General features: G+C 72.9%; 20 protein-coding genes and 3 tRNA genes. 12 read left to right on the forward strand and 11 right to left on the reverse strand.

Translation table 11 applies throughout. The annotated features are described in order from the left end of the window. Positions 1 to 3: 3 nt before the first annotated feature. Positions 4 to 945, reverse strand: coding sequence for a hypothetical protein (locus tag ACFVXJ_RS06685; protein WP_389659665.1), 942 nt, complete (start codon positions 943 to 945; stop codon positions 4 to 6). Between the two features lie 78 nt (positions 946 to 1,023). Between ACFVXJ_RS06685 and ACFVXJ_RS06690 the strand changes: the two genes are divergently transcribed. Then, positions 1,024 to 1,617, forward strand: coding sequence for a hypothetical protein (locus ACFVXJ_RS06690; RefSeq protein ID WP_389660098.1), 594 nt, complete (start codon positions 1,024 to 1,026; stop codon positions 1,615 to 1,617). Between the two features lie 15 nt (positions 1,618 to 1,632). Here ACFVXJ_RS06690 and ACFVXJ_RS06695 read toward each other — a convergent pair whose 3' ends face one another. After that, positions 1,633 to 2,343: an esterase/lipase family protein gene (locus ACFVXJ_RS06695; protein ID WP_389659668.1), complete on the reverse strand. Its 711-nt coding sequence runs from the start codon at positions 2,341 to 2,343 to the stop codon at positions 1,633 to 1,635. 223 nt (positions 2,344 to 2,566) lie between these two features. Here ACFVXJ_RS06695 and ACFVXJ_RS06700 point away from each other — a divergent pair, with 223 nt between their 5' ends. Together ACFVXJ_RS06700 and ACFVXJ_RS06705 are read left to right on the forward strand one after the other, a co-directional pair. Further along, positions 2,567 to 3,604 carry a rod shape-determining protein gene (locus ACFVXJ_RS06700; protein WP_389659671.1) on the forward strand — a complete coding sequence of 346 codons (1,038 nt, stop codon included), beginning with the start codon at positions 2,567 to 2,569 and terminating at the stop codon, positions 3,602 to 3,604. Beyond that, positions 3,601 to 5,232 carry a GAF domain-containing protein gene (locus tag ACFVXJ_RS06705; protein WP_389659674.1) on the forward strand — a complete coding sequence of 544 codons (1,632 nt, stop codon included), beginning with the start codon at positions 3,601 to 3,603 and terminating at the stop codon, positions 5,230 to 5,232. The genes ACFVXJ_RS06700 and ACFVXJ_RS06705 overlap by 4 nt, the downstream gene beginning before the upstream one ends. Positions 5,233 to 5,259: 27 nt before the next feature. Here ACFVXJ_RS06705 and ACFVXJ_RS06710 read toward each other — a convergent pair whose 3' ends face one another. Next, positions 5,260 to 5,694, reverse strand: a complete 435-nt coding sequence (locus ACFVXJ_RS06710) for an Lrp/AsnC family transcriptional regulator (protein WP_389659677.1) — start codon at positions 5,692 to 5,694, stop codon at positions 5,260 to 5,262. 70 nt (positions 5,695 to 5,764) lie between these two features. Between ACFVXJ_RS06710 and ACFVXJ_RS06715 the strand changes: the two genes are divergently transcribed. The 3 genes from ACFVXJ_RS06715 to ACFVXJ_RS06725 all read left to right on the forward strand — a co-directional run bounded on the left by ACFVXJ_RS06715 (position 5,765) and on the right by ACFVXJ_RS06725 (position 8,545). Then, positions 5,765 to 6,583 (forward strand): LysE family transporter, encoded by an 819-nt coding sequence (locus ACFVXJ_RS06715; RefSeq protein WP_389659680.1) that lies wholly within the window; start codon positions 5,765 to 5,767, stop codon positions 6,581 to 6,583. Between the two features lie 52 nt (positions 6,584 to 6,635). Continuing rightward, positions 6,636 to 8,000: a carboxyl transferase domain-containing protein gene (locus ACFVXJ_RS06720; protein WP_389659683.1), complete on the forward strand. Its 1,365-nt coding sequence runs from the start codon at positions 6,636 to 6,638 to the stop codon at positions 7,998 to 8,000. An 86-nt stretch (positions 8,001 to 8,086) separates the two neighbouring features. Continuing rightward, positions 8,087 to 8,545: a hypothetical protein gene (locus ACFVXJ_RS06725; RefSeq protein WP_389659686.1), complete on the forward strand. Its 459-nt coding sequence runs from the start codon at positions 8,087 to 8,089 to the stop codon at positions 8,543 to 8,545. Here ACFVXJ_RS06725 and ACFVXJ_RS06730 read toward each other — a convergent pair. Continuing rightward, positions 8,518 to 9,780 (reverse strand): MFS transporter, encoded by a 1,263-nt coding sequence (locus ACFVXJ_RS06730; RefSeq protein ID WP_389659689.1) that lies wholly within the window; start codon positions 9,778 to 9,780, stop codon positions 8,518 to 8,520. The genes ACFVXJ_RS06725 and ACFVXJ_RS06730 overlap by 28 nt on opposite strands. Positions 9,781 to 9,994: 214 nt before the next feature. On the opposite strand from ACFVXJ_RS06730, the gene ACFVXJ_RS06735 reads away from it, so the two are divergent. Beyond that, positions 9,995 to 11,164 (forward strand): glutamate--cysteine ligase, encoded by a 1,170-nt coding sequence (locus ACFVXJ_RS06735; RefSeq protein ID WP_389659692.1) that lies wholly within the window; start codon positions 9,995 to 9,997, stop codon positions 11,162 to 11,164. A gap of 97 nt (positions 11,165 to 11,261) precedes the next feature. Here ACFVXJ_RS06735 and ACFVXJ_RS06740 read toward each other — a convergent pair whose 3' ends face one another. The 4 genes from ACFVXJ_RS06740 to ACFVXJ_RS06755 form a co-directional block, all read right to left on the reverse strand. Next, complete coding sequence (locus ACFVXJ_RS06740) at positions 11,262 to 12,341, reverse strand: C40 family peptidase (RefSeq protein ID WP_389659695.1); 1,080 nt, start codon at positions 12,339 to 12,341, stop codon at positions 11,262 to 11,264. Between the two features lie 68 nt (positions 12,342 to 12,409). Continuing rightward, positions 12,410 to 12,892, reverse strand: a complete 483-nt coding sequence (locus ACFVXJ_RS06745) for a poly-gamma-glutamate biosynthesis protein PgsC/CapC (RefSeq protein ID WP_136213015.1) — start codon at positions 12,890 to 12,892, stop codon at positions 12,410 to 12,412. After that, positions 12,889 to 14,340 carry a poly-gamma-glutamate synthase PgsB gene (gene pgsB, locus ACFVXJ_RS06750; RefSeq protein WP_389659700.1) on the reverse strand — a complete coding sequence of 484 codons (1,452 nt, stop codon included), beginning with the start codon at positions 14,338 to 14,340 and terminating at the stop codon, positions 12,889 to 12,891. Before pgsB ends, ACFVXJ_RS06745 begins: the two co-directional genes overlap by 4 nt. Before the next feature lie 6 nt (positions 14,341 to 14,346). After that, entirely contained in the window at positions 14,347 to 16,566 is a 2,220-nt protein-coding gene (locus ACFVXJ_RS06755; protein WP_389659703.1) for a HAMP domain-containing protein, read from the reverse strand. Positions 16,567 to 16,882: 316 nt separating this feature from the next. On the opposite strand from ACFVXJ_RS06755, the gene ACFVXJ_RS06760 reads away from it, so the two are divergent. After that, positions 16,883 to 17,692: a hypothetical protein gene (locus ACFVXJ_RS06760; RefSeq protein WP_389659706.1), complete on the forward strand. Its 810-nt coding sequence runs from the start codon at positions 16,883 to 16,885 to the stop codon at positions 17,690 to 17,692. Between the two features lie 217 nt (positions 17,693 to 17,909). On the opposite strand, the gene ACFVXJ_RS06765 is transcribed toward ACFVXJ_RS06760, so the two are convergent. From ACFVXJ_RS06765 to ACFVXJ_RS06775, 3 genes are all read right to left on the reverse strand, one after another. Then, positions 17,910 to 17,983: transfer RNA gene (locus ACFVXJ_RS06765), tRNA-Ile, on the reverse strand. Between the two features lie 174 nt (positions 17,984 to 18,157). Then, a tRNA-Asn gene (locus ACFVXJ_RS06770) sits at positions 18,158 to 18,230 on the reverse strand. A 5-nt stretch (positions 18,231 to 18,235) separates the two neighbouring features. Further along, a tRNA-Asn gene (locus ACFVXJ_RS06775) sits at positions 18,236 to 18,308 on the reverse strand. A 145-nt stretch (positions 18,309 to 18,453) separates the two neighbouring features. On the opposite strand from ACFVXJ_RS06775, the gene ACFVXJ_RS06780 reads away from it, so the two are divergent. The 4 genes from ACFVXJ_RS06780 to ACFVXJ_RS06795 all read left to right on the forward strand — a co-directional run bounded on the left by ACFVXJ_RS06780 (position 18,454) and on the right by ACFVXJ_RS06795 (position 24,098). Next, positions 18,454 to 18,756, forward strand: coding sequence for a YtxH domain-containing protein (locus ACFVXJ_RS06780; RefSeq protein ID WP_389659709.1), 303 nt, complete (start codon positions 18,454 to 18,456; stop codon positions 18,754 to 18,756). A 106-nt stretch (positions 18,757 to 18,862) separates the two neighbouring features. Continuing rightward, entirely contained in the window at positions 18,863 to 20,326 is a 1,464-nt protein-coding gene (locus tag ACFVXJ_RS06785) for an FGGY family carbohydrate kinase (RefSeq protein WP_389659712.1), read from the forward strand. Between the two features lie 119 nt (positions 20,327 to 20,445). Then, on the forward strand, positions 20,446 to 22,179 hold the full coding sequence (locus ACFVXJ_RS06790; RefSeq protein WP_389660101.1) for an ABC transporter ATP-binding protein: 1,734 nt from the start codon (positions 20,446 to 20,448) through the stop codon (positions 22,177 to 22,179). Beyond that, on the forward strand, positions 22,176 to 24,098 hold the full coding sequence (locus ACFVXJ_RS06795; protein WP_389659715.1) for an ABC transporter ATP-binding protein: 1,923 nt from the start codon (positions 22,176 to 22,178) through the stop codon (positions 24,096 to 24,098). The genes ACFVXJ_RS06790 and ACFVXJ_RS06795 overlap by 4 nt, the downstream gene beginning before the upstream one ends. The last annotated feature ends 39 nt before the right edge of the window (positions 24,099 to 24,137 follow it).

The following is a 24,137-nucleotide window of genomic DNA, read 5'->3' on the forward strand; positions in this document are numbered from 1 at the left end:
GCCTCACCAGCAGAAGAGCCAGCAGGTCGGCTTGGGCTTCTTGGTCTTGGTGGGGGTGGGCAGCGGCGTGGGCGGCTTCGCGGTGCCGGACGTGCTGGGCGCGGGCTGTCCCGGTTTCGTGGGCTGTACGGACGTACCCGGCCCGGAAGCGGTCGGCGTCGGCCCCGGTGTCCCGGATGCGGAGGCGCTCGCCCCGGCGCCCGGCTGCGCGGACGCGCTCGGGCTCCCGCCGGGCCCGGCCGACTTCGTCGCGCCCCCGGTGGCCTTCGCACCCCCGGCGCCCTTGCCCGTGCCCGTCGCGCCGGAGTGCGCGGCCCCGCTCGGCGCGTCCGGCGCCGGCTCCGGCTTCTCGGGGCCGACCTCGTCGGTCAGCTCGACCTTGGCGGCCCGGCCACCGCCCTCGTCGTCCGTCGCCATCCGGGCCAGGGCCACCGAACCGCCGGTCGCCAGCAGCAGGCCGAGTCCGACGCTGAGCACGGTCCGGCGGCCGCGGGCGGCGGCCCGGCCGCGCGACCGGCCCCGGCCCTCCACCGGCCCGGAGAGCAGCACGATCGACTCGGTGTACGGGTCGGCGGGCCGGAGGGCGGGGTCGGGGGCGTCGCCGTGACCGGGCCCGGCGTACTCGGGCCCGGCGTACCCCGGCTCGGCGTACTCGGGCCGGGCGTAATCGGGCTCGGCGTACCCCGGCTCGGCGTATGCGGTCCCGCCGGCGTGGCCGGGGTCTCCGTGGTGCCCGTACTCCGGCTGCGCGTACCCCGGCCGCACGGGGTCGTGCCGCGCCGGGTCCGGCTGTCCAGGGCCGTACTGCTCGTGGCCGTACCGCTCATGGCCGGGCGCCGCGGCGGAGGCCGGCGGGGCGGGTATGAGGTACTCGGCCGGGGTCCCGCATCCGGCGCACGCGAGCGCGCCGTTGAGGTACCTCCGACAGGCAGGGCAGTAATTCATAGGGCCCGCAGGCTACGTGGTGATCGGCAACAGCGGGATTCCGGGAACGTAAGGATCCTGTGTGGAATCGTGACTTCCATGACCGCGATCCCGCCGAAACCACCCCCGGCCGGCTCGGGAGCCTTCGGCCCGGCCGCCTTCCAACTGGTGCTGCTGCGCAGGATGGCGGACTTCCGACCGGACCTCGCCGAACGGGCCCGGCTGCGCCTGGGCGCCTCGCTCGCCGAGCAGCGCCAGGCCAACAAGCGCTGGCAGGCCATGGTCCGCTCGCCCCGGTCCCGCGGGGCCCTGGCCCGCTACCGCTCGGTGCTCGGCCCGCCCGAGTCCACCGGGCCCCGGCGGATCGGGGACCTGGAGTGCGAGGCGCTGCTGTGGCCGGTGCCGCTCTGGCCCGACCTGCGCTTCGAGGTGCTGGCCGGGCCGGACGGGGCGGTGTGGAACGAGTGGCTGGTGCGGGCCCCGGGCGCGCCGGGGCCCGTACTGGAGGGCCCGGAGGATCTGCGGCCCTGGTCGGCGACGGTGGACGAGGTGGCCCGCGCCTTCGCGCCGGTCCGGCCGATGGAGGGCACCGCCCCGACGCGGTGGCGGCTGGCCTTCACCGCGTCGGGGACGCCGCTGGTGGCGGAGTTCACGTACGGCCTCCTCCAGGAGGTCCGGCCGGGGACGGCCTGAGCCGCCCGGCCGGGCTCAGGAGGCCAGGAAGGCCCGTACGCCGGCCGAGGTGGCGTCGTCCCCGAGCAGGTCGTTGTGTTTCAGGCAGCCCACGACCACGTTGGTGGCCCCGGCCAGTGCCACGCTGTCGTCCGGGTTGACGACTTCGTCGCAGTCCGACCGGAAGGTGGCGTAGGCGACCGCGCCCGGCGTCTCGTCCCCGACGGCCAGGTTCTTCACCACGTACGAACCGGGGGTCATGTCCCGGCACGCCTGGTCCCACAGGGCGCAGGCCCAGGCGGTGGAGGTGCCGTGGTTGGGGCCGGCGAGCGAGACCCAGTGGGCGACGGTCGCCGTACCGCCGCCGAACTTCACGTACCAGCGGCTGACCAGCGAACCGAAGGAGTGGCCGACGATGTCCACCCTGGCCGCTCCGGTCTGCCGGCGGACCTGGTCCACGTAGGCGCCGAGCCGCCCGGCGAGGACCTCGTTCACCGACTGGTGGGTGTCGTAGCCCCAGGAGAAGAGCTGCGCGTCGGTGTACCCGTCGGCGCGCAGGTCCTCCCGCAGCGACCCCCACACACCCGGATCGGCGTTGTAACCGTGCACGAAGACCACCGGATCGCGGGCGGCCGTCCGTTCGGCGGGTCCGGCCGCCGCCCGGGCCGGCGCGGGCGCGAGGAGGGCGACGCAGAGCGTCAGGCAGAGCGTCAGGAGGGCCGGCAGTCCCTGGCGGGGCGTCAGCATCGGGTCCCCTTTACCTCGTTACGCGCCGGTAGCGCGGACAGTGCGCGCATCGTGGCGCCTGTCGGTACAGAAGACCACCCCTGTGCAGCACCGCCCGGCACACGCGACCCACCCCGGCCGGAGCATCTCAACAGGCGCGGGACCCTATTGACCCGAGAAGATATGAGTTGTCCGACCGGCAGTCGCCGGTCTTCTTGCGTCAGCGCTCTCGGAGGGATCTGCCGTGACCGTCAGTCTTGAGCAGTTGCGCCGCTGCCACGTCGCTGTCGACCTGGGGGCGGCCAGGACCCGCGTCTACGTGAAGGGCGCCGGCCTGGTCGTCGACGAGCCCAGCGTCGCCGCGGTGAACACCCGTACGGGGGCACTCATCGCCGTCGGCACCTTCGCCGAACGGATGACGGGCCGTACGCCCGACTACATCCGGGTGGTGCGCCCCGTCTCCGGCGGCACCGTCGTCGACATCGAGATGGCGCAGCGGATGCTGCGTCACCTGCTCGGCGAGAAGCTGCGCCGGGCCCTGCGGCGCAAGCCGCGGCTGCGGGCCGCCGCCTGCACCCCGCACGACGCCGATCCGCTCGCGCAGCGGGCGGCCGTGGAGACGCTGGTCGGCCTCGGCGCCCGGCGTGTCGAGCTGGTGGACACCCTGATCGCGGCGGCCGTCGGCTGCGGCCTGCCCGTGGAGCAGCCGACCGCGACCATGATCATGGTGTGCGGGGCGGCGGCCACCCAGGTGGCGGTGCTGTCCCTGGGGTCCATCGTCACCGCCGAACGGATTCCGGTCGGCGGCGAGGCCATCGACCACGCGGTGGTGCAACACCTGCGCCACGCGCACGAGCTGATGCTCCCCAGCCAGGCCGTCCGGCCGCTCCAGCTCGCCCTGCACGGCAACGGCATCACCGCCGAGGGTCCGGCCTCCACCCTCATCCACGGCCGGGACGTGGCCACCGGGCTGGCCCGCTCGGTGCAGGTGGACACCGCGGCGGTGCGCGACGCGATCCACACGCCGCTGACCGCGGTGCTCGACGGCATCGGCAAGGTGCTGCGGGACTGCCCGCCGGACCTGGTGGCCGACCTGACGGACCGGGGCATCATGATGGTCGGCGGCAGTGCCCTGCTGCCGGGCCTGGACCAGATGCTGCGCGACGCGACGGGGATGCCCGTGGCCATCGCCGAACGCCCCGACGTGTGCGCCGTGCTGGGTCTGGGCGCGATGCTGGAAGGAAAGATCGCCCCGATGGTCCTCAACCCCTTGACCGAATGACGCCACACGCACCTGAACACCCGGAGGGCGCGCCGGGCCGGGAGCCCGGCACACCGGACGCTGCGGGCCCGGCGGAGTACGCACGGTCCGCGGAGTCGGCGAGCCTGCCCGTGCTGTTGGAGGCGGTGCTCGCCGTCGGGTCGGAGCTGGAGCTGCACAGCACCCTCCAGCACCTGGTGGACTCGGCCGCCGACCTGTGCGCGGCGCGTTATGCCGCGCTCGGGGTCGTCGACCCGGAGCGCGGCCGGCTGACCGAGCTGTTCACCTCCGGTCTGACGGCCGCCCAGCGGGCCGCGATCCCCCGGCTGCCGGACGGTCGCACGGGCCTGCTCGGCGCGCTCATCGGCGACCCGCGACCACTGTTGCTCGACGATGTCGCCCAGGACCCCCGCTCGGCCGGCTTCCCGCCCGGACATCCGCCGATGCGGGGGTTCCTCGGCGTACCCATCCGGGTGCACACCGAGGTCTTCGGGAACCTCTACCTCACCGAGAAGCGCGGCGGCGGCCCCTTCACCGACGAGGACCTGTCCCTGCTGCGCGTCCTGGCCTCGCAGGCCGGGATAGCGATCGGCAACGCCCGCCTCTACGACACCGCCCGCCGCCGGGAGCGCTGGATCGAGGGCGCCGCCGCGGTGACCACGACCCTGCTGGCGGGCCGCCCGGCGGCCGACGCGCTGATGTGTGTCGCGGAACGGGCCCGGCTGCTGGCGGACGCGACGGCCGGGGTGGTGCTCCAACCGACCCCCGAGGGCGGCATGGAGATCGTCGCCGCCTCGACGCACGGCGACCCCGGCGACCTGGTCGGCACCACCATCGCCCCGGGTTCGGCGGTCCTGGAACAACTCCTCGGTGGGGAGCCCGTCTTCATAGAGGACTCGGCGACGGACCCGCGGATGACCACCCGCGTACGGGAACGGTTCGGCCCGAGCATGATGCTCCCGCTCCAGAGCGGCGGCCGGCTGATCGGCACCCTCGCCCTGCCGCGGGCCCGCGGCGGGCGCCCGTACGACGCCGTGGACCGGCTGTTGGCCTCGCAGTTCGCCTCCCAGGCGGCGCTGGCCCTCGTCCTCGCGGGCGCGCAGCACGACCGCGAGCAACTGGCCGTCTACGAGGACCGCGACCGGATCGCGCGCGATCTGCACGACCTGGTGGTGCAGCGGCTGTTCGCGACGGAGATGATGCTGGAGAGCACGAAGAAGCGCTCGGCGTCCGCCGCCTCCGGGGACACGGTCGGCGCCGAACTCGGGCGGGCAGTCGACGAGCTGGACTCCACCATCCAGGAGGTCCGCACCGCGATCTTCGCGCTCCAGCAGCCCCCGACGGACGCCCCGACGACCTTCCGGGGCCGGGTGCTGCGCGAGACGGGCGGCGCGGCGGTGCCGCTGGGCTTCCAGCCGTCGGTGCGTTTCGCCGGGGCCGTCGACGCGCTGGTCCCGGAGTCGGTGGCGGCCGAGTTGCTCGCCGCCCTCCGCAGCGCCCTGGCCGCGGCCCACCGCCGGGCGGACGTCACCTCGATCGAGGTGGAGGTGGACGCGGTCCCGGACCGGGTCCGGCTGACCGTCACCGACGACGGCCGTACGCCGGCGGGCACCCGCGGGACGACGCTCACCTGGGAATCCCCGCTCTGAGGGCTCCCGCCCGACGGCGTTCCGCCGTCATCCCGCGGTGTTCGCGGCCCGCAGCGCGATCCGCGTACTGGACTGGGCCACCCCGGCCTCCCGCTTGAGCCGGCGCAGCAGCGCGTCGAGCGCGGCGGCGTCGGCGGCGCGGGCCCGTACGAGGTAGTCGTAGGCGCCGGTGACATGGACGACCTCGGTGATCCCGGGCAGTCGGACGACGCGCTGCTCGAACTCCTCGTTGGTGACCCCCTCGCGCAGCGTCAGGTCGATGAACACGACGAGCCCGCCGCGCGTGTCGGCGGCCGGATCGACCACGACGGTGAAGCCGAGGATCACCCCGTCCCGCCGCATCCGTCGCACGCGGTCGGCGGTGGCGTTGGCGCTGAGCCCGACGCGGGCGCCGAGGTCGCGGTACGAGATCCGCGCATCCTCCCGCAGGATTCCGAGGATGTCCCTGTCCAGGCGGTCCATTCCGCGATTGTCGCAGTCAGCGCCGATATCCGCCGCCTTCGCGGCACCCGCCCGGACCAGGCTCTCCCGCATGAGTGATCCGAGCGGGCTGAGCGCGTTGAGCGGCATGAGCACCTTGAGCGGCATGAGCGGGCCGGGCGGGCTGCCGGCGACCGCCCTGTCGGGGGCGGTGGCCGGCCTGGGCGTGGCGATGCCGATGGGCGCGATGAGCGTGCTGCTGCTCCAGGAGGCGATGCGGCACCGCCGTACGGCGGTGGCCGCCGCGGCGGGCATCGCCGTGGTGGACCTGGGGTACGCGGCCCTGGCCACCGCGCTCGGTCCGTGGGTCGCCGCGCGGGTCGGCCCGGTCGAGGCGTGGGTGCGCCTGGTGGCCGCGGTCGTCCTCCTCGCGATCGCCGCCCGGGGCCTGCGTGCCACGCGCTCCGTCCGAGCCGTGCCGCCCGCACCCGGGGCCCGGCGGCCCCTCCGCAGCCTCCGAGCGGCCCGACCGGGCCCGGCGGGCGCCGGCGGGTCCGCCCCCGCCGGTCACGCGCCGGTGCCGGCTGCGCGGCGCGGGTTCGGCTTCGGCTTCGGCTTCGGCTTCGGCTTCGGTGGATCGGTGGGCGCCGCGTTCGCCCGCTACGTCGGGCTCACCGCCGTGAACCCCACCACCGCCCTCTACTTCGCCGCCCTGACCACCGCCCAAGGGGCGAGCCTGCGCACCGGCGCGGCCGGAACCGCCTTCCTCGTCGGCGTCGGCCTGGCCTCCCTGATCTGGCAACAACTGCTCGTCGTGGTCGGCTCCTTCGCGGCCGCCCGGATCTCCCCCGGGGTCCGCGTGTGGACGTTCCGCCTCGGCTACGGACTGGTCGCCGGCTACGCCCTCAAGATCGCCTTCCCGCTCCCGTGAGCCGCCGCACACACCGGGCCACGGCCGCACCACCACGACCTACAGTGGCCCCGTGACCACGACCCGCCTGTCGGCCCGCGCGGCCATCGCCTCCCTCGCCGACCCCGACACGTTCGCCGAACTCGACACCGAACTCGACGTTCCCGAGCGGGAGTCGGCTCCGGACGGCCCCTTGGCCTGGTCGGGGTACGCCGGCTCGCGCGCCCGGGCGGCCGCGAGGACCGGGGAGACGGAGTCCGTCGTGGTCGGTGCCGCGCGCATCGGCGGTCGGGAGGCCGTGCTCATCTCGTTCGAGTTCGGTTTCCTCGGTGGCTCGCTGGGTCGGCACACCGGGGACCGACTGGAGGCCGCGTACCGGTACGCGCGCGAGCACCGGCTCCCCCTGGTCTCCCTCATCGCCACCGGCGGCTCCCGGATGCAGGAGGGGATGCTCGCGCTGACCCAACTCCAGCGCGTGGCCGCCCAGTCCGCCCTCACCAGGGCCGCCGGGCTCCCCCAGATCGCCGTGCTGCGCGACCCCACCACCGGCGGCGGCTGGGCCACCCTCGGGGCGGGGGCGGACATCGTGCTCGCCCTGCCGGGTGCCCAGGTCGGCTTCGCCGGGTCCCGGGTGCGCCCGCCGGACGCGGACCCGGCGGCCTACACCGCCGAGGGGCAGTACGCGGCCGGGCACGTCGACGCCGTCGTGCCCGGCCCGGAGCTCGCCCGGACCGTGGGCGACTGGCTCCGGGTGTTGGCCGCGCCCCGCCCGACCGGACCCGTCGCGCCCCCGGCCGCCCTGGCCGACGTGGCGGCGCCCGCGACGGGGTGGGACGCCGTGCGGCGGGCCCGTCACCCCGACCGGCCGCGCGCCGGGGCGTACCTGGACGCGTACTTCACGCTCCGCCTCCCCCTGCGCGGCGACCGGGCGGGCGGCACCGACCCCGGGCTCCTCTGCGGGTTCGGCCTGCGGGACGGGCGGGCGGTCGCGTACGTCGCCCAGTGCGGCACCGCCACCCTCCCGGCGGGCTACCGTACGGCGGCCCGCGTGATCCGCCTCGCGGACCGGCTCGGCATCCCGGTGCTCACTCTGGTCGACACCCCGGGCGCGGCCAATGACGCCGCCGCGGAACGGGCCGGGGCGGGGGCGGCCATCGCGGACGCCTTCGCCGCGGTGGCGTCGGCCGGCGTCCCCGTGACCACGCTCCTGATCGGCGAGGGCGGCTCGGGCGGCGCCCTCGCGCTGGCCGCGCCGGGGAACACCTGGGTCACCCCGGACAGCTACTTCTCGGTCATCGCCCCCGAACTGGCGGCGGCCATCCTCAAGCGCCCCGCCTCCGAGGCCCCGGCCACGGCGGACCAGCTCCGTATCCGCCCGCACGACCTGGTGGCCCTCGGCGTGGCCCGGGGCGTCGTGGCGCCGGAGGCCCGCGGATGACGGCCCGCTCCCGTGGGGCGGGCCCCTGCCGCTTCCGGTAGTGCCCGCCGGACTCGCCCGGCGGCGTCCCGATCCCGGAGCCGTCCGTGTCCCGTACCGCCCACCACGTCCGTTCCCGCCGCCGCGCCGGGGCGGCCCGCGCCGGCCGGCGTCCCCGGCCGAGCGCCGTGCGCCGGCGCGCCGTGGTCCGTCGCCTTCCGCGCGTCCTGCGCGACCGGTCCCTGTCCGGCCGGGCCGCGCAGGAGGAACGCCGTGCGCGGCAGCGGCTGCGGCTGCGGCTGCGGCTGCGCGCGGACGCCCGTACGCCGCTTCGCCGCACGGACCGCGGCCGCGACCGGCGGCTCGACCTGTCCCAGGCGGCGGACACGGACATCCGACCCGCCCGTCACCGCCGCGCGGCACTCTGGCTCGGCCGAGCCCGCGGGGCCGGCGCGGACGTACGGGCGCCGGGTCACAGCCAGGGGGTGTCTGACGGGACAGGGTCGGCCCGACCCCCACCCGTCGGACACCCCCTGCGTCAGGCTTGCGGCGAACGCGCGTCGTAGCGGGCGAAGCCGCGCCAGCGGGCCGCCAGCAGGCCCACCACCAGCACGCAGCCGAGGCCCCCGCCGGTGATCGCGACGGCCGGGGAGCTGAGGTCGGCGGCGGTCCCGGCGAGGAAGTCCCCGAGCCGGGGTCCGCCCGCGACGACCACGATGAAGACGCCCTGGAGCCGGCCCCGCATCTCGTCGGGGGTCGCGGCCTGCATCATCGTCGAGCGGAACACCATGGAGACGGTGTCGGCGCAGCCGGCCAGCGCGAGGAAGAGCAGGCCGAGCCACAGGTTCCGGGTCAGCCCGAAGACGGCGATCGCGAGCCCCCACGCGGCGACGGACAGCAGGATCGCCAGCCCGTGCCGCCGGATCCGGCCCTGCCAGCCGGAGAACAGCCCGCCCAGCAGCGCCCCGACGGCGGGCGCGGCGACCAGCAGGCCGACGGTCTTGGCATCGCCCCCGTACCAGAGCACGGCGATCGCCGGGAACAGCGCCTTCGGCTGGGCCAGCACCATCGCGGCCAGGTCGGAGAAGAAGGTCATCCGGATGTTGGGCCGCGTCCCGAGGAACCTCAGCCCGTCCATCACCGACGCCCGGCCCCGCGTGCCGTCGCCCCGCTCGGGTGCCATCGAGGGCAGTCGCCACATCGCGTAGAGCGCGGCGACGAAGGTGACGGCGTCGATCAGGTACGCGGCCTGGTAACCCCACCATCCGACGGCGAGGCCGCCCAGCATCGGCCCGGCCATCATCCCGGAGGTCATGGTGACGGAGTTCAGCGCGTTGGCGGCGGGCAACTGCTCGGCCGGCAGCAGCCGGGGGATCATGGCCGACCGGGCCGGCCCGTTGAGGGCGCCGCAGACCGCCTGGAGCGCGACGACCGCGTACAGCAGCCAGACCCGGTCGTAGTGGAGCAGCGCGGCGGCGGCCAGGCCGACCGACAGCACGGTCAGGCCCAGCGAGCTGTAGAGGCCGAGCTTGCGGCGGTCGACGGTGTCGGCGATGGCGCCGCCGTAGAGGCCGAAGGCGAGGAGCGGGACCAGGGAGAAGAGTCCGACGAGCCCGACCGAGAAGCTGGAGCCGGTGATCTCGTAGACCTGGAGCGAGATCGCCAGCGTGGTCATCGCCTGGCCTACCCAGGAGACGGTGTTGCCCACCCACAGCCGCCGGTAGTCGGGGGAGGTGCGCAGGGGCGTCAGGTCGGCGAATATGCGCTGTCGGGGTCGGGGCGGGGTCGTCGTAGCGGTCACAACGGATGATAACCATCCTGCGGTCGAGGACCGCCGGACCCGGACACCTGTTCACACCCCCGCAACGGCCGCCCCCCGGGTCCCGCACGCCCCGACCTGCCGCCGCCCTTGCCGCTAACCCGCCACCACCACCGGACATTTGACCGAATCGGCGTAGCCGCCCTCCCTCCGGTTCCGCTCATGATGAAAAGACTCGTATGTCCAGGGAGGCGTAGTGATCGAACCTGGCAACAGCACCACGAGCACCAGTGAGGCGGAGGTCCGGCTGCGCACCTTGAACGGTGGCACCGCCCCCCTCACGGTCGGGGTCGAGGAGGAGTTCCTCCTCGTCGACGCCCGCACCTTCCGGGTGGTCCCGGCCGCCCCGCTCATCCTCGCCACCGCCGGCGGGCACGCGCACCAACTGCACGCGGAGGGCACCCGCTACCAGGTGGAACTCTCCACCCCCGTCGCCGACTCGGCGGTCACCCTCCGCGCGGAGCTCGCGGCCCTGCGGCGCACCCTCGCCGCGGCCGCCCGGGCGCACGGCTGCCGGCTGGTGGCGGCGCCCTCGCCGATCGTGGCGGTGGAGGGGCCGCTGCACCTGACCGACGACGAGCCGCGCCAGCGCGAGCAGCACCGGCGCTTCGGCTCGCTCACCGAGACCCTCGTCAGCTGCGGGCGGCACATCCACATCGGCACCCTCGACGTGGACACGGCGGTGGCGGTGTCGAACCGGGTCAGACCGTGGCTGCCGACGCTGATCGCGCTGGCCGCCAACTCGCCGTTCTGGGGCGGCCGTGACACCGGCCACGCCAGCTGGCGGGCGATGGCCTGGTCCGGCTGGCCCTCCGCCGGGCTGCCGCCGCACTTCCCGTCCACGGCCCACTTCCGGCGCTCGGTGCAGACCCTGCTCCGCTCCGGGGCCGCCCTGGACACCAAGATGGTCTACTGGGACCTCCGCCCGTCCGGGAACTGGCCCACCCTGGAGATCCGGGCGCCCGACATGTCCTCGGACATCGACTCGGCCGTCCTCCAGGCGGAACTGGGCCGCGCCCTGGTGGCCACCGCGCTGCACGAGATCGCGGAGCGACGCCCCGATCCGCCCCTGCGGGACGAGGTCCTGCGCCTCGCCCGCTGGCGGGCGGCCCACGACGGCCTGGAGGGCTTCGGCCTCGACCCGTACACGGGCGTCGAACTCCCGGCGGCCGACCTGGCGGAGGCCCTGCTCGACCTGGTCGCCCCGGAGCTGGCGGCGTACGGAGACCTCGACCACGCGGCGAAGACGATGGCCCGCCTGCTGCGCGACGGCTCGGGCGCCCACCGGCAACGCCGCGCGTACGCCCACCACCGGGACTTCCTGGACGTCCTGCGCGAGGCGGCGGACGAGACGGAGGACTGCTGACCCTCCCCGACCACCCCGAACCACAGGTGCCTCGCCCCGGCGAAGGCCGGGCCGAGGCACCGAAACGACCGTGTCCTACCTGACCGCGGCCACAGCACTAGAGACGCTTGGCGCTGCGCAGGGTGGTGGCGTAGTAGCCGTTGCCGTCGAGGCGGGAGGCGCCGCCCTTGTCGCCGATGGTGGGGCCGTTGGCCTCTTCACGGCTCGATATGAAGATCTTGTGGCCGTCCGTGTCGTTGCCGAGGTACATGCCGGTGTGGTCCAGCCGCTCGCCGGTCCGCGCGTCGAGCTTGAAGAACACCAGGTCGCCCGGCTGGAGGACGTCGATGGAGGCCGGCCGGTCCTTCGCCGTGACGCCCTTGAGCGGAAGGATGTCCACCCCGACCTTTGAGCGCGCCATGCCGTTGGCGGTACGGGGCAGCCCGGTGCCGCCCGTGTCGGTGGCCATCAGCGGGAAGCGGCTGCGGTAGCCGAAGACGGTGCGGATGAAGCCGGAGCAGTCGACGGCCCGGAACTTGGGCTTCTCGGGCTGCTCCGTCGTGCCGTCGCGGAAGGTGTACGGGATGCCGAGGTAGTCGTAGAAGTCCGACTGCTCCAGGCGCAGGTCGTTGCCCACGGAGCCGTTGGGGTTGATCGGGCCGAAGGCCGCGTCGCCGGCGTACGGGACGCCGGCCCCGTCCTTCTTGACGGGGGCCTTGTCCCCGTACTGGAAGGCGATCGCGAAGACGTCGTCCTCCTCGCTGCCGTTGTACTTCTTGAACCAGTCCTGGAACCACTGCTCGCGCTCCGCGCCGACGCGCCAGGGCTCCGGCAGCAGGCGGACCCAGGTGTCGGTGACGACACGGGTCTGCGTGGTGGCCGGCTCGGTGAAGGTACGGCTCTTGCCGGTGAGCGTCGCGGTCCGGGCCCCGTCGGTGAACGTCGCGAGGACGGCGCCGTCCCCGCTGCGGAGCACCGAGCGCTGTGGGTTCTTCAGCCGCTCCCACTTCTGGGTGCCGTCCTGACCGCCCTTGGCGCCGCCCTTCACCGCCTGGTCGGTCACGCGCATGACGGCGGGGGCTTGGGCCTGCTGCTCCGTGCGCAGCTCGTAGGTGAAGTACGCGCTGGCGGCCAGCAGGCTCGTCACCACGAAGGCGTGCAGGACGGGACGGGCGCGACGGGCGGGTTTGGCGGTCATCGTGGCTCCGGGCGGTACGGCAGGCGGTGCGGGTGGTCGGGCGCGGCGTCGGTCGGGGCGGGCGTCGGTCAGGCGTGCGGCAGGAAGCCCAGCAGGATGCCCGACGTCAGGACGACGTACGTCATGAGCGTCGCGGACCCGGTGGCGAGGAGCGTGGCGCCCTTGGGCTGGCGGACCAGCTGGTAGGCGATCAGTCCGGGGACGATGAAGCCGAGGGTCTGGTTGGCGTACAGCAGGGGGAACTTCATCTGGAGCACGATGACCACCGTGGCCTGCAGGAGCACGCCGATGAGGACGACGGCCGCGAACAGCCGCTTGCCGTAGAGGATCACGAACTTCTGCGTGACGAGCGTCAGCACGTACGTCAGGACGGTGATGCCGACGACGAGGGCCGCCCGCTGCAGGTCCTCGATGAGGGTGAGGGCGAGCCAACCCGGGGTGATCATGCCGCCGGGCGAGAGGTTCGTGGTCAGGTAGCACAGCAGGGAGAAGAGCAGGCCCAGTGCGATGCCGATCGCGGCGATCTCGGGTGTGAGGACTGCGGGGATCAACGGGGCTCTCCTGGATAGTGCTGTTGCGGGTCGTGCCACTGCGGGTCGTACGGCTGCGGCGGGTACGGCCGGTCCTGCGGGTACGAGGGCTGCGGATACCGCGCCGGGTCCCCGTACGGCTGCTCCGCCACGTACTGCCTCGGCACGGGCGGCTGCGCGTACCGCGCCTCCTGCGCGGCGGTGAGGTCCGCGTACGGGTCGAGGTGCGGGACGTACTGCGGCTGCTGCGGCCGGTCCTCCCCGGGCGGCTCGGGGGCGGGCTCGTCCTCGAACCCGGGGAGTTCCGCGAGGTGCTCCAGCAGGATCTCCCCCTGACCGTGGATGTTGCCGATGGCGACCAACGAGGACTCCGCGCCCAGGTGGCCGAGCAGCTCGTGCATGAACTCCTCGCCGTCGCGCTGGTCGCCGCCGAGGTCGACGGCGCGCGAGCGCCACTCGGCGGGGATGGCGTCGATGGCGCTCTTGGCGGGGTGCCCGATCACGAAGACCTTCTCGGGCATCAGGTCGGGCACGATCTGGCCCATCTGTCCGTTGCGCTCGACCCGGTCCGGCCGGCAGTTGATCACCACGTGCAGTGGACGGTCGACGGCCCCGAGGTCGAGCAACTGGTTGATGTTCATCAGCGTGGACTCGGGGTCGTTCGCGGCGAAGACGTTCGCGAAGCGCACCCGCTTGCCGCCGGGCGCGACGTACCGTTCCACGGAGAGCACGCCCGGGTCGGGCGGGGCGTCGTACATCCCCTGGAGCGCGGTCTCCCGGTCGACGCCGAGCAGTTCGGCGACGGTGAGCGCGATCGCGACGTTCTCCTTGAAGGTGAACCAGCTGAATCCGCGCAGTTCCTCGTCGCTGACCGTGTCGGGGTCGGCGTAGATCAGCCTGCAGTCGCGCGCGTCCGCCTCCTGCTGGAGGACGTGGAAGCGTTCCTTCTCCGCGGTGACGCAGATACCGCCGTGCGGCATCGACCGCGACAGGGAGCGGCCGATGTCGTCGAGGGTCGGTCCCATCTCGGCGACGTGGTCCTCGCGGACGTTGCACAGCACGCCGATGGTCGACTGGATGAGCTTGGACTGGTTGATCTCCTGGAGTGCCGGCATGACCGCCATGCACTCCATGACCAGCGCGTCCGGTTGGTAGGCGGCGGCGCGTCGGACGATTCCGATCTGTTCGACGACGTTGGCGATGCCGAACTTGCGGTAGACGGGTTCCTCGGTGGCGTCGGGGTGGATGAAGCGGGCCGCGGTGCCGGTGGTCTTGGCGACCGTGCGCAGTCCGCCGCCGCGCAGTGCTCCGGCGCAGAGCCGGGTGATGGAACTCTTGCCGCGGATGCCGTTGACGAGGACCCGGTGGGGTATTCGGTCGAGGTTGGCGTAGTGGCGTCGTTGCTCGACGATGCCCGCGACCAGCATGCCCAGGCAGCAGACGAGCAGCACGCAGTAGAGGAAGAGCACGGCGGATCAGTTCCTTCCGGCCGGGGTGGTGCGGCCGGGCGTCCGGCCGGTGCCGCCGCCGGCGTCCCGCTTGCGCTGCTCCTGCAGCTGCTGACGGATGACCTCGAGGCTGCGGGTGACGGCGCCGACCTCGTCGTGGTGGGTCGGGTAGAGGACGGTGCGACGGTCGCCGTCGGCGAGGGCCTCGGCCCGCTCGGCGAGGGCGCGCAGCGGTCGTACCACGATGATGTGCAGCCAGCCCAGGCAGGCCGCCGCGCCGGTGAGTCCGAGCAGTCCGGCCAGGACGGTGCGGTTCTGCGTGGTGTACGCGGCGATCTCCAGGCCCTTGGCGGGCTGCACAGTGACGACCGTCCAGCCCAACGGCTGGGCCACGCCGCCACCGGTCATGGGCGCCGCGGCGGCGATGGAGGTACCGCCGTGGCGCAGCACGCTGCTGTGGGGGCCGGGGCCCTTGCCGCTCTTCTGGTTGGCGCTCGTCACCAGGGCGTCGAGCTCGGCGTCCGGCAGCTTGGTGAAGGCGCGGTAGCCGCTGTTCGAGCCGATGACGCGGTGCTTGGCGTCGACCACGCGGACCTCGCCCATCCCCGGCCGCCTGAGCAACGCGTTGATGAAGTCCATGCGCAGCTCACCGACGACGACCGCGCCACCGAGTGCGGGCGCCTCGGCGTACTCGGTGATCACGGGCTCGTGGCCGCTGTCGATCACGGTCACCGGTTCCCGGGAGGCCGCTTTGGTGCCGGTGTGGTGGGGCGTGCCGCCGGCTCGCGCCATGATGCTGCCGTCCGACTTCAGGACGTAGAGCGATTCGTAGCGCGCGTGCTCGCTGCGGGTGCGTTCCAGTACGCCCGTCAATTCGGCGGGCGTGGCCTTGGCGGTGAGCACCGAGGCGACGGAAGTGAGGTCGGCGTGGCCTTCGTTGAGGGCCCGACGCACCCGGTCGGCGAGGGTGTCGGTGCGCTCGCGCTGGTCGTCGACGATCGTCTGGGGCACCTTCACGGAGGTGCCCGCGCGGTTGAGCGTCAGCAGGAGCGGCGCGGACCACACCAGCAGGAGGACCGCGCACACCGCGAGCAGGGCGCGCGATCCGATCCGGCCGCGGCGGCCCGGGCGGGGGCTGTCGGTGGGTGAGCCGGGCTCCCCGAGCGACTGGCGGCGCAGTCGGTCGAGGGCGGCGCCGATGCGGGCCGCCTCACCGTACTTCGGGAGCGTGACCGGGCGGTGCAGGTCACCGCGGCCGATCCGGCGGCTCTCCAGGAACAGTTGGAGCAGTGGGCGCTGCACGGTGACGACGAGTAGGGCGACGGCGAGCGCCCCGAGGACGAGCAGGGCGCCGGCCGCGGCGAGCCAGAAGAAGGAGTCGCCGACCGCGGAGCGCTGTTCGGCGACGCTGACGAACGAGACGACGGTGAGGCCGAGGGCGGTCGCGTCGGTGCCCTCACCGGGCGCCGGACCGGCGAGTTTCGCGTAGCCGGCCACGGAGCGGTGACCGGACGCGGCATCCCCGAGCAGGCTGCCGCTGACGCCGGGGAAGCCACCGGAGCCCGGCTCCTTGGACTGCAGGGGGTGCTGCTTCGCCTTCTGCGCCGTGGTCTTCGCGAACGCGTCGAGCTGCTTGCGCTCGCGCCCCGAGCTGCCGACGCCGCTGCTGTCGAGGACCTGACCGGCGGCGTCGAGGACGGCGATCGCGCGTCCTTGGCCCAGGCTGACACCCGGCACCTTCAGGCTGCTGGAGGCGACCAGGAGCTGCTGCGGGTGGCCCTGCCAGGAGAGCAGGGCGAGGGTGAGGAGGCGGGTCTCGCCGTTTTCGAGCCGCACCATGCGGGGGGCGAGGCCGTTGGGGGCGTTCAGGGTGGTGAGGTCGAGGGCGGTCAGCGGGAGGTTCTCGCCGCGCTGGGCTTCGAGCCGTCCCGACTTGATCTCGATCACGGCCGTGCCGCGCCATTTCTGGTACACGTTGCCGAGCTTGTCGAGCACCGAGTCCGGGGAGACCGGCTCACCCGCGGTGAACAGGGAAGCGGTCCGGCCGATGTCGGTGACGCTCTCGTCGAGCGAGGCGCGCAGGGCGATGGCCCCGTCCTCCGCGAAGTGCTCCTGGGAGGTGAGGACGGCGGGCGGTACGGTTCCCTTGCCCACGTGGCCGAGCTGGAACGCGGTGAGGGCGGCGAGGGCCAGCAGCAGGGCGGAGAGGGCTGCGATGGGAGGGCGGATGCCGCCGAGCAGGGACATGTCCGCTCTACGGCGCGCGCGGCGCCGCCGCCTCGGTCGCGACGCGGCCAACGCAGGCTCCTCTTCGTTTCGTCCTGGAGCCGGTGTGGCCGAGGGGGTGCGGCGCGAGGGTAACCGGAAAGCGCCGTTCCGCTATTTTCATACGACTATGACCGCACCGTCGACCCAGCGAATAACAATTGCGATACTATGCGGCGCGTTTACCTTGGTTTGTGCCGTTTTGATGCTTTTCACTGGGCGGCCGGACGGAGCGTCCTCCCCGCGGCAGGCTCGGCAGGCCGCCCCCGCGCCACACCCGACCGCCGACAACGACCTCGTGCGACGGATCGCCCGCTTCACCGCCGGCTTCGGCGAGCACGGGGGCTACCGCGTCCCCACGAGCGGGGAACGACAGGCGTTCACCCGGGGCGTCGCCCTCCTGCTCGACGGCGATCAGGACGCGGCGCGGACACAACTCGCCACCGTCGACTTCGCCCTGCGCACCGTGACGGACGACGTGAGCGGGCGCCGGTACGCGGAGGTCGCGGACGCGGTGAGCGAGTCGGGTCGCGACGACCGGGGCTGGGGCCGCGTGTACGTGGACCTCGACCATCGTCCGCGCTGGTCGGTACAAGTCCCCCACCCGATCGCCGACGCCCGCACCGAGCTCTTGGGCGCACGGGTGCTCCGCGGGGCGCCGGGCGGGGTGATGGTGATCGCCGGAGCCCACCGCAACGCGGGCCGGGACGGCGCGGCGGACATGGCCCACCGCACGGACTCCGTCTTCCACGGCGTGGTCGACGAGCTGATGCGACGCGACCTCCCGGGGATCCAGTTGCACGGCTTCGCCAACGAGTCGTTCCCCGGCCGCGACGCGGTGGTGTCCACGGGCGCCGGCGACCGGGCCACGGCGGACGCCAAGCAGTTGGCCGCGGCGCTGCGCCGCGACGGCCGACAGGTCTGCACGGCCTACTCCGAGCGGTGCCGGCTGTCGGGAACGGAGAACGAGCAGGGCCAGGTCGCGGCCGGCGACGACGTCCGTTTCCTGCACCTCGAACTGAACCGGACGGTCCGCGGGGACGACACGGGGCTCGACCGCACCGCGGCATCGATCACCACGCTCACGGACCGCTGGTCCGACGGTTGACCACCGCCGGCTCCCTGCCGGCCCGTACCCGTGTTCCGGCGTTCGGGGAGCAGGCATGGTTCCTCGAACGCCGCTGCCGTCCATTGACCACGAAAAGGCATTGCGGAACGGTCGGTTGCAAGACGTCGAGCGGGCCTCTGGGCGGCTACTCCGCATTCAGAACGGGCCGGGATCGCGAACATGCAGATCCGAACGTTCCTGCATGTTCGCGACGCAGTGGGGCGGGTGGGACTCGAACCCACGGCCGACGGATTATGAGTCCGCTGCTCTAACCGGCTGAGCTACCGCCCCTCTACGGCGTGGCGCGTACATGTGTGCGCGCCGTCTGCCGCAGCATAGCCGCTCATACGATCTGCTGCCTCGCATGATCGGCTTCGCCTGCCCTGGAAGACCGTGCCGAGCGCTGCCCGGTTCCGATTCGGGGCAAAAAAGAAGAGGACCCACCCGGGGCCCTCGTCTTCCGTGCTCCCCCGACTGGACTCGAACCAGTAACCTGCCGGTTAACAGCCGGCTGCTCTGCCAATTGAGCTACAGGGGATCGCGCTCCCCCGACTGGACTCGAACCAGTAACCTGCCGGTTAACAGCCGGCTGCTCTGCCAATTGAGCTACAGGGGATTGCTGCGGTGCGCCGAACAGCCCACCTCCGGCCTTGCCGGGGGGCGAGCGCCCGTTGCGAGTCATAGATTAGCGCAAGCAGGGGGGTGCTCCGCCAATCGGTATCGGCAGTGGGCCGGGCACCACACGACGAAGGGTGGCAAGCATGCGGTACAAGGTCACGTTCGTGGTCGGACTGGCCGTCGGGTACGTGCTCGGGACCCGGGCCGGGCGCGAGCGGTACGAGCAGTTGAAGAAGTCCGCGCGTCAGGTCGCGCAGACCCCGGCGGTGCGCAACGCCGCCGAGACCGCCGGGCAGGCCGGGCGCGCCTACGCCGGCAAGGCGTTCACCGTGGTCGGCGACAAGGTCGGCGACGCGCTGCCGGAGTCCCTCGCCGGACGGGTACGGACGCTGCGCGGCCGGGGCGGCTCGGGCCGCGAAGACGAGTGGGGTACCAGCAACACCTGACGGCCGACGCCGAACCGCCGCGGGTCCCGGGACTTTCCGGGGCCCGCGGCGGTTCTGTGCCTACTCGGCGGTCAGGACCGGCGCGCGGTGCGGCAGAATTCACCGCATGGGGATAGTCGCCGGGCTGGACAGCTCTTCCGCCTTCACTCGCATCGTCGTCTGCGACACCGACACGGGGGCCGTGCTGCGCCAGGGCTACGCCCCGCACCCGCAGCCGACCGGCGAGGCCGCCGGGGCGAGCCCGCACGAGACCGATCCGCAGGCGTGGCTGCTCTCGCTCGGGGAGGCGGCCGGCAACGGACTCCTCGAAGGGGTCCAGGCCATCGGCGTCTCCGCGCAGCAGCACGGCCTGCTCCCGCTCGACGCGCAGGGCGCCCTGGTCCGGCCGGCGCTGGTCGGCAACGACAAGCGCGGGCAGGTCGCGGCGGCCGACCTGATCGAGGCGCTCGGCGGCCGGCATGCCTGGGCGGAGGCCGTCGGTTCGGTCCCGCACGCGGCGCAGCCGCTGGCGAAGCTGGCCTGGCTGGCCCGGACCGAGCCGGAGGCGGCCCGGCGGGTGGCCGTGCTGATGTCCCCGCACGACTGGCTCGTCTGGCAGTTGCTGGGCCGGCCCGCGCGCCGCACCACCGACCGCGGCGGCGCCTCCGGCACCGGCTACTGGTCGCCGGCCACCGGCACCTACCGCCCCGACCTGGTCGAGCTGGCGCTCGGCCACCAGGCACTGCTGCCCGAGGTGCTCGGTCCTTCCGACGCCGCCGGGACGACGCCCGAGGGGCTGCTGATCTCCGCCGGGACCGGGGAGACCATGGCCGCCGCGCTGGGGCTGGGGCTGGTCCCCGGCGACGCGGTGGTCTCGCTGGGTGCCTCGGGGTCGGTGATGGCCGTGCACCACCAGGCGGTCTCCGATCCGGGCGGTCTGATCACCTCGCTCGCCGACGCCGGCGGGATGCACCTGCCGGTGGTGAACACCTCCAACGCCGTACGGGCCCTGCGCGGCACCGCCGAGCTGCTGGGCACCGACCTGGAGGGGCTGAGCGCGCTCGCGCTGAAGTCGACGCCGGGCGCCCACGGCCTCGTACTCCTGCCGTACCTGGAAGGGGAGCGGACGCCGAACCTGCCGCAAAGCGCCGGGACCCTGTCCGGGCTGCGCCGGGACTCGATGAAGCCCGAGCACCTGGCGCGGGCCGCGTTCGAGGGGATGCTGTGCGGGTTGGTCGACGCCCTGGACGTGCTGCGGCACCGGGGGGTGGAGATCCGCCGGGTGTTCCTGCTGGGGGCGGCGGCCGAGCTGGCCGCCGTACAGGCCGCCGCACCGGGGTTGTTCGGTACGCAGGTCATCGTCCCGGCCCCGGCCGACTACGCCGCGCTGGGCTCCGCGCGCCAGGCGGCGTGGGCACTCGGTGTGGCGCAGGGCACGCTGGCACCGCACACCCCGCCGGTGTGGCCGGCCCCCGCCGGCCGGACGTTCGAGCCGGGCGAGGAGTTGCCGGTGTGGCAGGCGGTGCGCCGGCAGTACATCGCGACGCGGGAGCAGATCCACCCCGGGGCGTTCCAGGGCGTCACGGCGTAGGACCCCCGTCCGGGGGGCTACTCCTTTTGACCGGGCTTTGCGAAAAGGGTTGGGGTTCGGGCCGCCGGTTGGCCGAAGATGGGGTGAACCCCCTCGATCTTGCCGACCGGAGCCTGCGCGTGCTCATACGACTGCTGGGGACGCATCTGCGTCCGTATCGGAAACCCATCGCCCTCCTGGTCCTGCTGCAACTGCTGCAGACCAGCGCGAGTCTCTACCTGCCCACGCTCAACGCGGACATCATCGACAACGGTGTCGTCAACGGTGACACGGGTTACATCCTGCGCTTCGGCGCGCTGATGCTGGGCGTCTCGCTCGTCCAGCTCATCTGCAACATCGGCGCCGTCTACTTCGGCGCCCGCACCGCCGCCGCCGTCGGGCGCGACATCCGGGCCGCCGTCTTCGACCGGGTGCAGAGCTTCTCCGCCAGGGAGCTCGGCCAGTTCGGCGCCCCGTCGCTGATCACCCGTACGACGAACGACGTCCAGCAGGTCCAGATGCTGGTCCTGATGACCTTCACCCTGATGGTCTCGGCGCCGATCATGTGCATCGGCGGCATCGCCATGGCGCTGTCGCTCGACGTCAAGCTGTCCGGGGTGCTGCTCGCCGTCGTCCCCGTCCTCGGCCTCTCCGTCGGCACGATCGTCTTCAAGACGCGCCCGCTCTTCCGGAAGATGCAGGTGCGGCTGGACATCGTGAACCGGGTGCTGCGCGAGCAGATCACCGGCAACCGGGTGATCCGCGCCTTCGTCCGCGACGGTTACGAGAAGGAGCGCTTCCGGGAGGCGAACGCGGAGCTCACCGGGGTGTCCCTGGCCTCCGGCAAGCTGCTCGCGCTGATGTTCCCCGTCGTCATCCTCGTCGTGAACATCTCCAGCGTCGCCGTGATCTGGTTCGGTGCGATGCGCATCGACGGCAAGGGCATGGAGATCGGCCAACTGACGGCTTTCCTGGCCTACCTGATGCAGATCGTCATGTCCGTGATGATGGCCACCTTCATGTTCATGATGGTGCCGCGCGCCGAGGTCTGCGCCGAGCGCATCCAGGAGGTCCTCGAAACGGACTCCAGCGTGGTGCCGCCCGTCGACCCGGTCCGCAAGCTGCTGCGCCACGGGCAGCTCGAACTGCGCGGCGCCGACTTCCGTTATCCGGGCGCCGAGGCGCCGGTGCTGCGCGGGGTGGACCTGCTGGCCCGGCCCGGCGAGACGACCGCCGTCATCGGTTCCACGGGCAGCGGCAAGTCCACGCTGCTCGGTCTGGTCCCCCGGCTGTTCGACGCGACCGGCGGCGCGGTCCTCGTCGACGGGGAGGACGTACGCCGGCTCGACCCGGAGCTGCTGGCCAAGACGGTCGGCATGGTGCCGCAGAAGCCGTACCTGTTCTCCGGGACCGTCGCCTCCAACCTGCGCTACGGGCGCCCCGATGCGACGGACGAGGAGCTGTGGCGCGCCCTGGAGGTGGCCCAGGCGGCCGGGTTCGTCTCCGAGCTCGAAGGCGGCCTGGACGCGCCGATCACGCAGGGCGGAACGAACGTCTCCGGTGGTCAGCGGCAACGCCTGGCGATCGCCCGGACGCTGGTCCAGCGTCCGGAGATCTACTTGTTCGACGACTCCTTCTCGGCGCTGGACTACGCGACGGACGCCGCGCTGCGGGCCGCGCTGGCCCGCGAGACGCAGGACGCGACCGTCGTCATCGTCGCGCAGCGGGTGTCCACGATCCGCGACGCCGACCGGATCGTCGTCTTGGACGAGGGCCAAGTGGTGGGCGAGGGACGCCACCAGGAGCTGATGGCCGGCAATGAGACCTACCGGGAGATCGTGCTCTCCCAGCTGACGGAGGCGGAGGCCGCATGAGCGGGCCCGGAGGACGGATGATGATGGGGCCGGTCCAGCGGTCCATGGACTTCAAGGGATCGGGCAAGCGGCTGCTGGGCCAGCTCGCGCAGGACCGGGCCAAGATCTGGGGCATGGTCGCCGCCGTCGTCGGCAGCGTCGGCTGCTCGGTGGTCGGGCCGAAGATCCTCGGCAACGCCACCGACCTGGTGTTCGCGGGGATCGTCGGGCGCGAGATGCCGCCCGGGATCACCAAGGCGCAGGCGCTCGACGGCCTGCGGGCCAAGGGACAGGGCGGGATGGCGGACATGCTGTCCGGCACCGACTTCACCCCCGGCGAGGGCATCGACTTCGCAGCCGTGGGGGTCGTGGCGCTGTGGGCGCTGCTGGCGTTCACCCTGGCGGGGTTGTTGATGCTGGTCGCGACGCGGCTGTCGAACCACGTCATGAACGGCACCGTGTACCGGATGCGCGAGGAGCTCCAGGCGAAGCTGTCGCGGCTGCCGCTGTCGTACTTCGACCAGCAGAAGCGCGGCGAGGTGCTGAGCCGGGCGACCAACGACATCGACAACATCGGGCAGACGCTCCAGCAGACGATGGGGCAGCTGCTCAACTCGCTGCTGACGATCGTCGGTGTGCTGGCGATGATGTTCTGGATCTCGCCGCTGCTGGCGCTGGTCGCGCTGGTGACCGTACCGGTGTCCATCTTCGTCGCGGCGAAGATCGGCAAGAAGTCGCAGCCGCAGTTCGTGGCGCAGTGGAAGACCACGGGCGTGCTCAACGCGCACATCGAGGAGATGTACTCGGGGCACGCGCTGGTCAAGGTCTTCGGGCGACAGAAGGAGTCGGCGGCCGTCTTCGCCGAGCAGAACGAGGCGCTCTACCGGGCCTCCTTCAAGGCGCAGTTGGTCAGCGGGATCATGCAGCCGGTGATGTTCTTCATCTCGAACATCAACTACGTGCTGATCGCGGTGGTCGGCGGTCTGCGGGTGGCCTCGGGCACCCTGTCGATCGGTGACGTGCAGGCGTTCATCCAGTACTCGCGCCAGTTCTCGATGCCGCTGACGCAGGTCGCGTCGATGGCGAACCTCGTGCAGTCCGGTGTCGCCTCGGCGGAGCGGGTGTACGAGCTGCTGGACGCGCGGGAGCAGGAGCCGGACGTGGCGGTCCCCGAGCGGCCGGAGCGGCTGCGCGGTCAGGTCACCCTCGACAAGGTGGCGTTCCGCTACGAGCCGGACAAGCCGCTCATCGAGAACCTCTCGCTGAGCGTCGAGCCGGGGCAGACGGTCGCGATCGTCGGTCCGACGGGCGCCGGCAAGACCACCCTCGTCAACCTGCTGATGCGGTTCTACGAGGTCACGGGCGGCCGGATCGCCCTGGACGGGGTGGACGTCGCGAAGATGACCCGCGAGGAACTGCGCACGGGCATCGGCATGGTGCTCCAGGACACCTGGCTGTTCGGCGGCACCATCGCGGAGAACATCGCCTACGGGGCCTCGCGCGAGGTCACCCGCGAGGAGATCGAGGAGGCCGCGCGCGCGGCGCACGCGGACCGGTTCGTCCGGACCCTGCCGGACGGCTACGACACGGTGCTGGACGACGAGGGCGCGGGCGTCAGCGCGGGCGAGAAGCAGCTCATCACGATCGCGCGGGCGTTCCTGTCGGACCCGGTGATCCTGGTGCTCGACGAGGCGACGAGCTCGGTGGACACCCGTACCGAGGTGCTGATCCAGAAGGCGATGGCGCGCCTGGCGCACGGCCGTACGTCCTTCGTGATCGCGCACCGGCTCTCCACCATCCGCGACGCGGACGTGATCCTGGTGATGGAGAACGGGTCGATCGTGGAGCAGGGCACGCACGAGGAGCTGCTGGAGGCGGACGGCGCCTACGCCCGGCTGTACGCGGCCCAGTTCGCGCAGGCGGTCGCCGAGGTCGACTAGACCGACCAGGACGAACAGGTCCTGTCGTCGGCCGCAAGG

The organism is Streptomyces sp. NPDC058279 (genome assembly GCF_042881255.1).
GTDB lineage: Bacteria > Actinomycetota > Actinomycetes > Streptomycetales > Streptomycetaceae > Streptomyces.

Coding starts and splice junctions, on each gene's coding strand:
- ACFVXJ_RS06780 (WP_389659709.1), top strand. CDS start 18,454: ATGCGGTACAAGGTCACGTTCGTGGTCGGACTGGCCGTCGGGTACGTG.
- ACFVXJ_RS06685 (WP_389659665.1), bottom strand. CDS start 945: ATGAATTACTGCCCTGCCTGTCGGAGGTACCTCAACGGCGCGCTCGCG.
- ACFVXJ_RS06740 (WP_389659695.1), bottom strand. CDS start 12,341: ATGACCGCCAAACCCGCCCGTCGCGCCCGTCCCGTCCTGCACGCCTTC.
- ACFVXJ_RS06705 (WP_389659674.1), top strand. CDS start 3,601: ATGACGCCACACGCACCTGAACACCCGGAGGGCGCGCCGGGCCGGGAG.
- ACFVXJ_RS06710 (WP_389659677.1), bottom strand. CDS start 5,694: ATGGACCGCCTGGACAGGGACATCCTCGGAATCCTGCGGGAGGATGCG.
- ACFVXJ_RS06715 (WP_389659680.1), top strand. CDS start 5,765: ATGAGTGATCCGAGCGGGCTGAGCGCGTTGAGCGGCATGAGCACCTTG.
- ACFVXJ_RS06755 (WP_389659703.1), bottom strand. CDS start 16,566: ATGTCCCTGCTCGGCGGCATCCGCCCTCCCATCGCAGCCCTCTCCGCC.
- ACFVXJ_RS06785 (WP_389659712.1), top strand. CDS start 18,863: ATGGGGATAGTCGCCGGGCTGGACAGCTCTTCCGCCTTCACTCGCATC.
- ACFVXJ_RS06690 (WP_389660098.1), top strand. CDS start 1,024: ATGACCGCGATCCCGCCGAAACCACCCCCGGCCGGCTCGGGAGCCTTC.
- ACFVXJ_RS06695 (WP_389659668.1), bottom strand. CDS start 2,343: ATGCTGACGCCCCGCCAGGGACTGCCGGCCCTCCTGACGCTCTGCCTG.
- ACFVXJ_RS06795 (WP_389659715.1), top strand. CDS start 22,176: ATGAGCGGGCCCGGAGGACGGATGATGATGGGGCCGGTCCAGCGGTCC.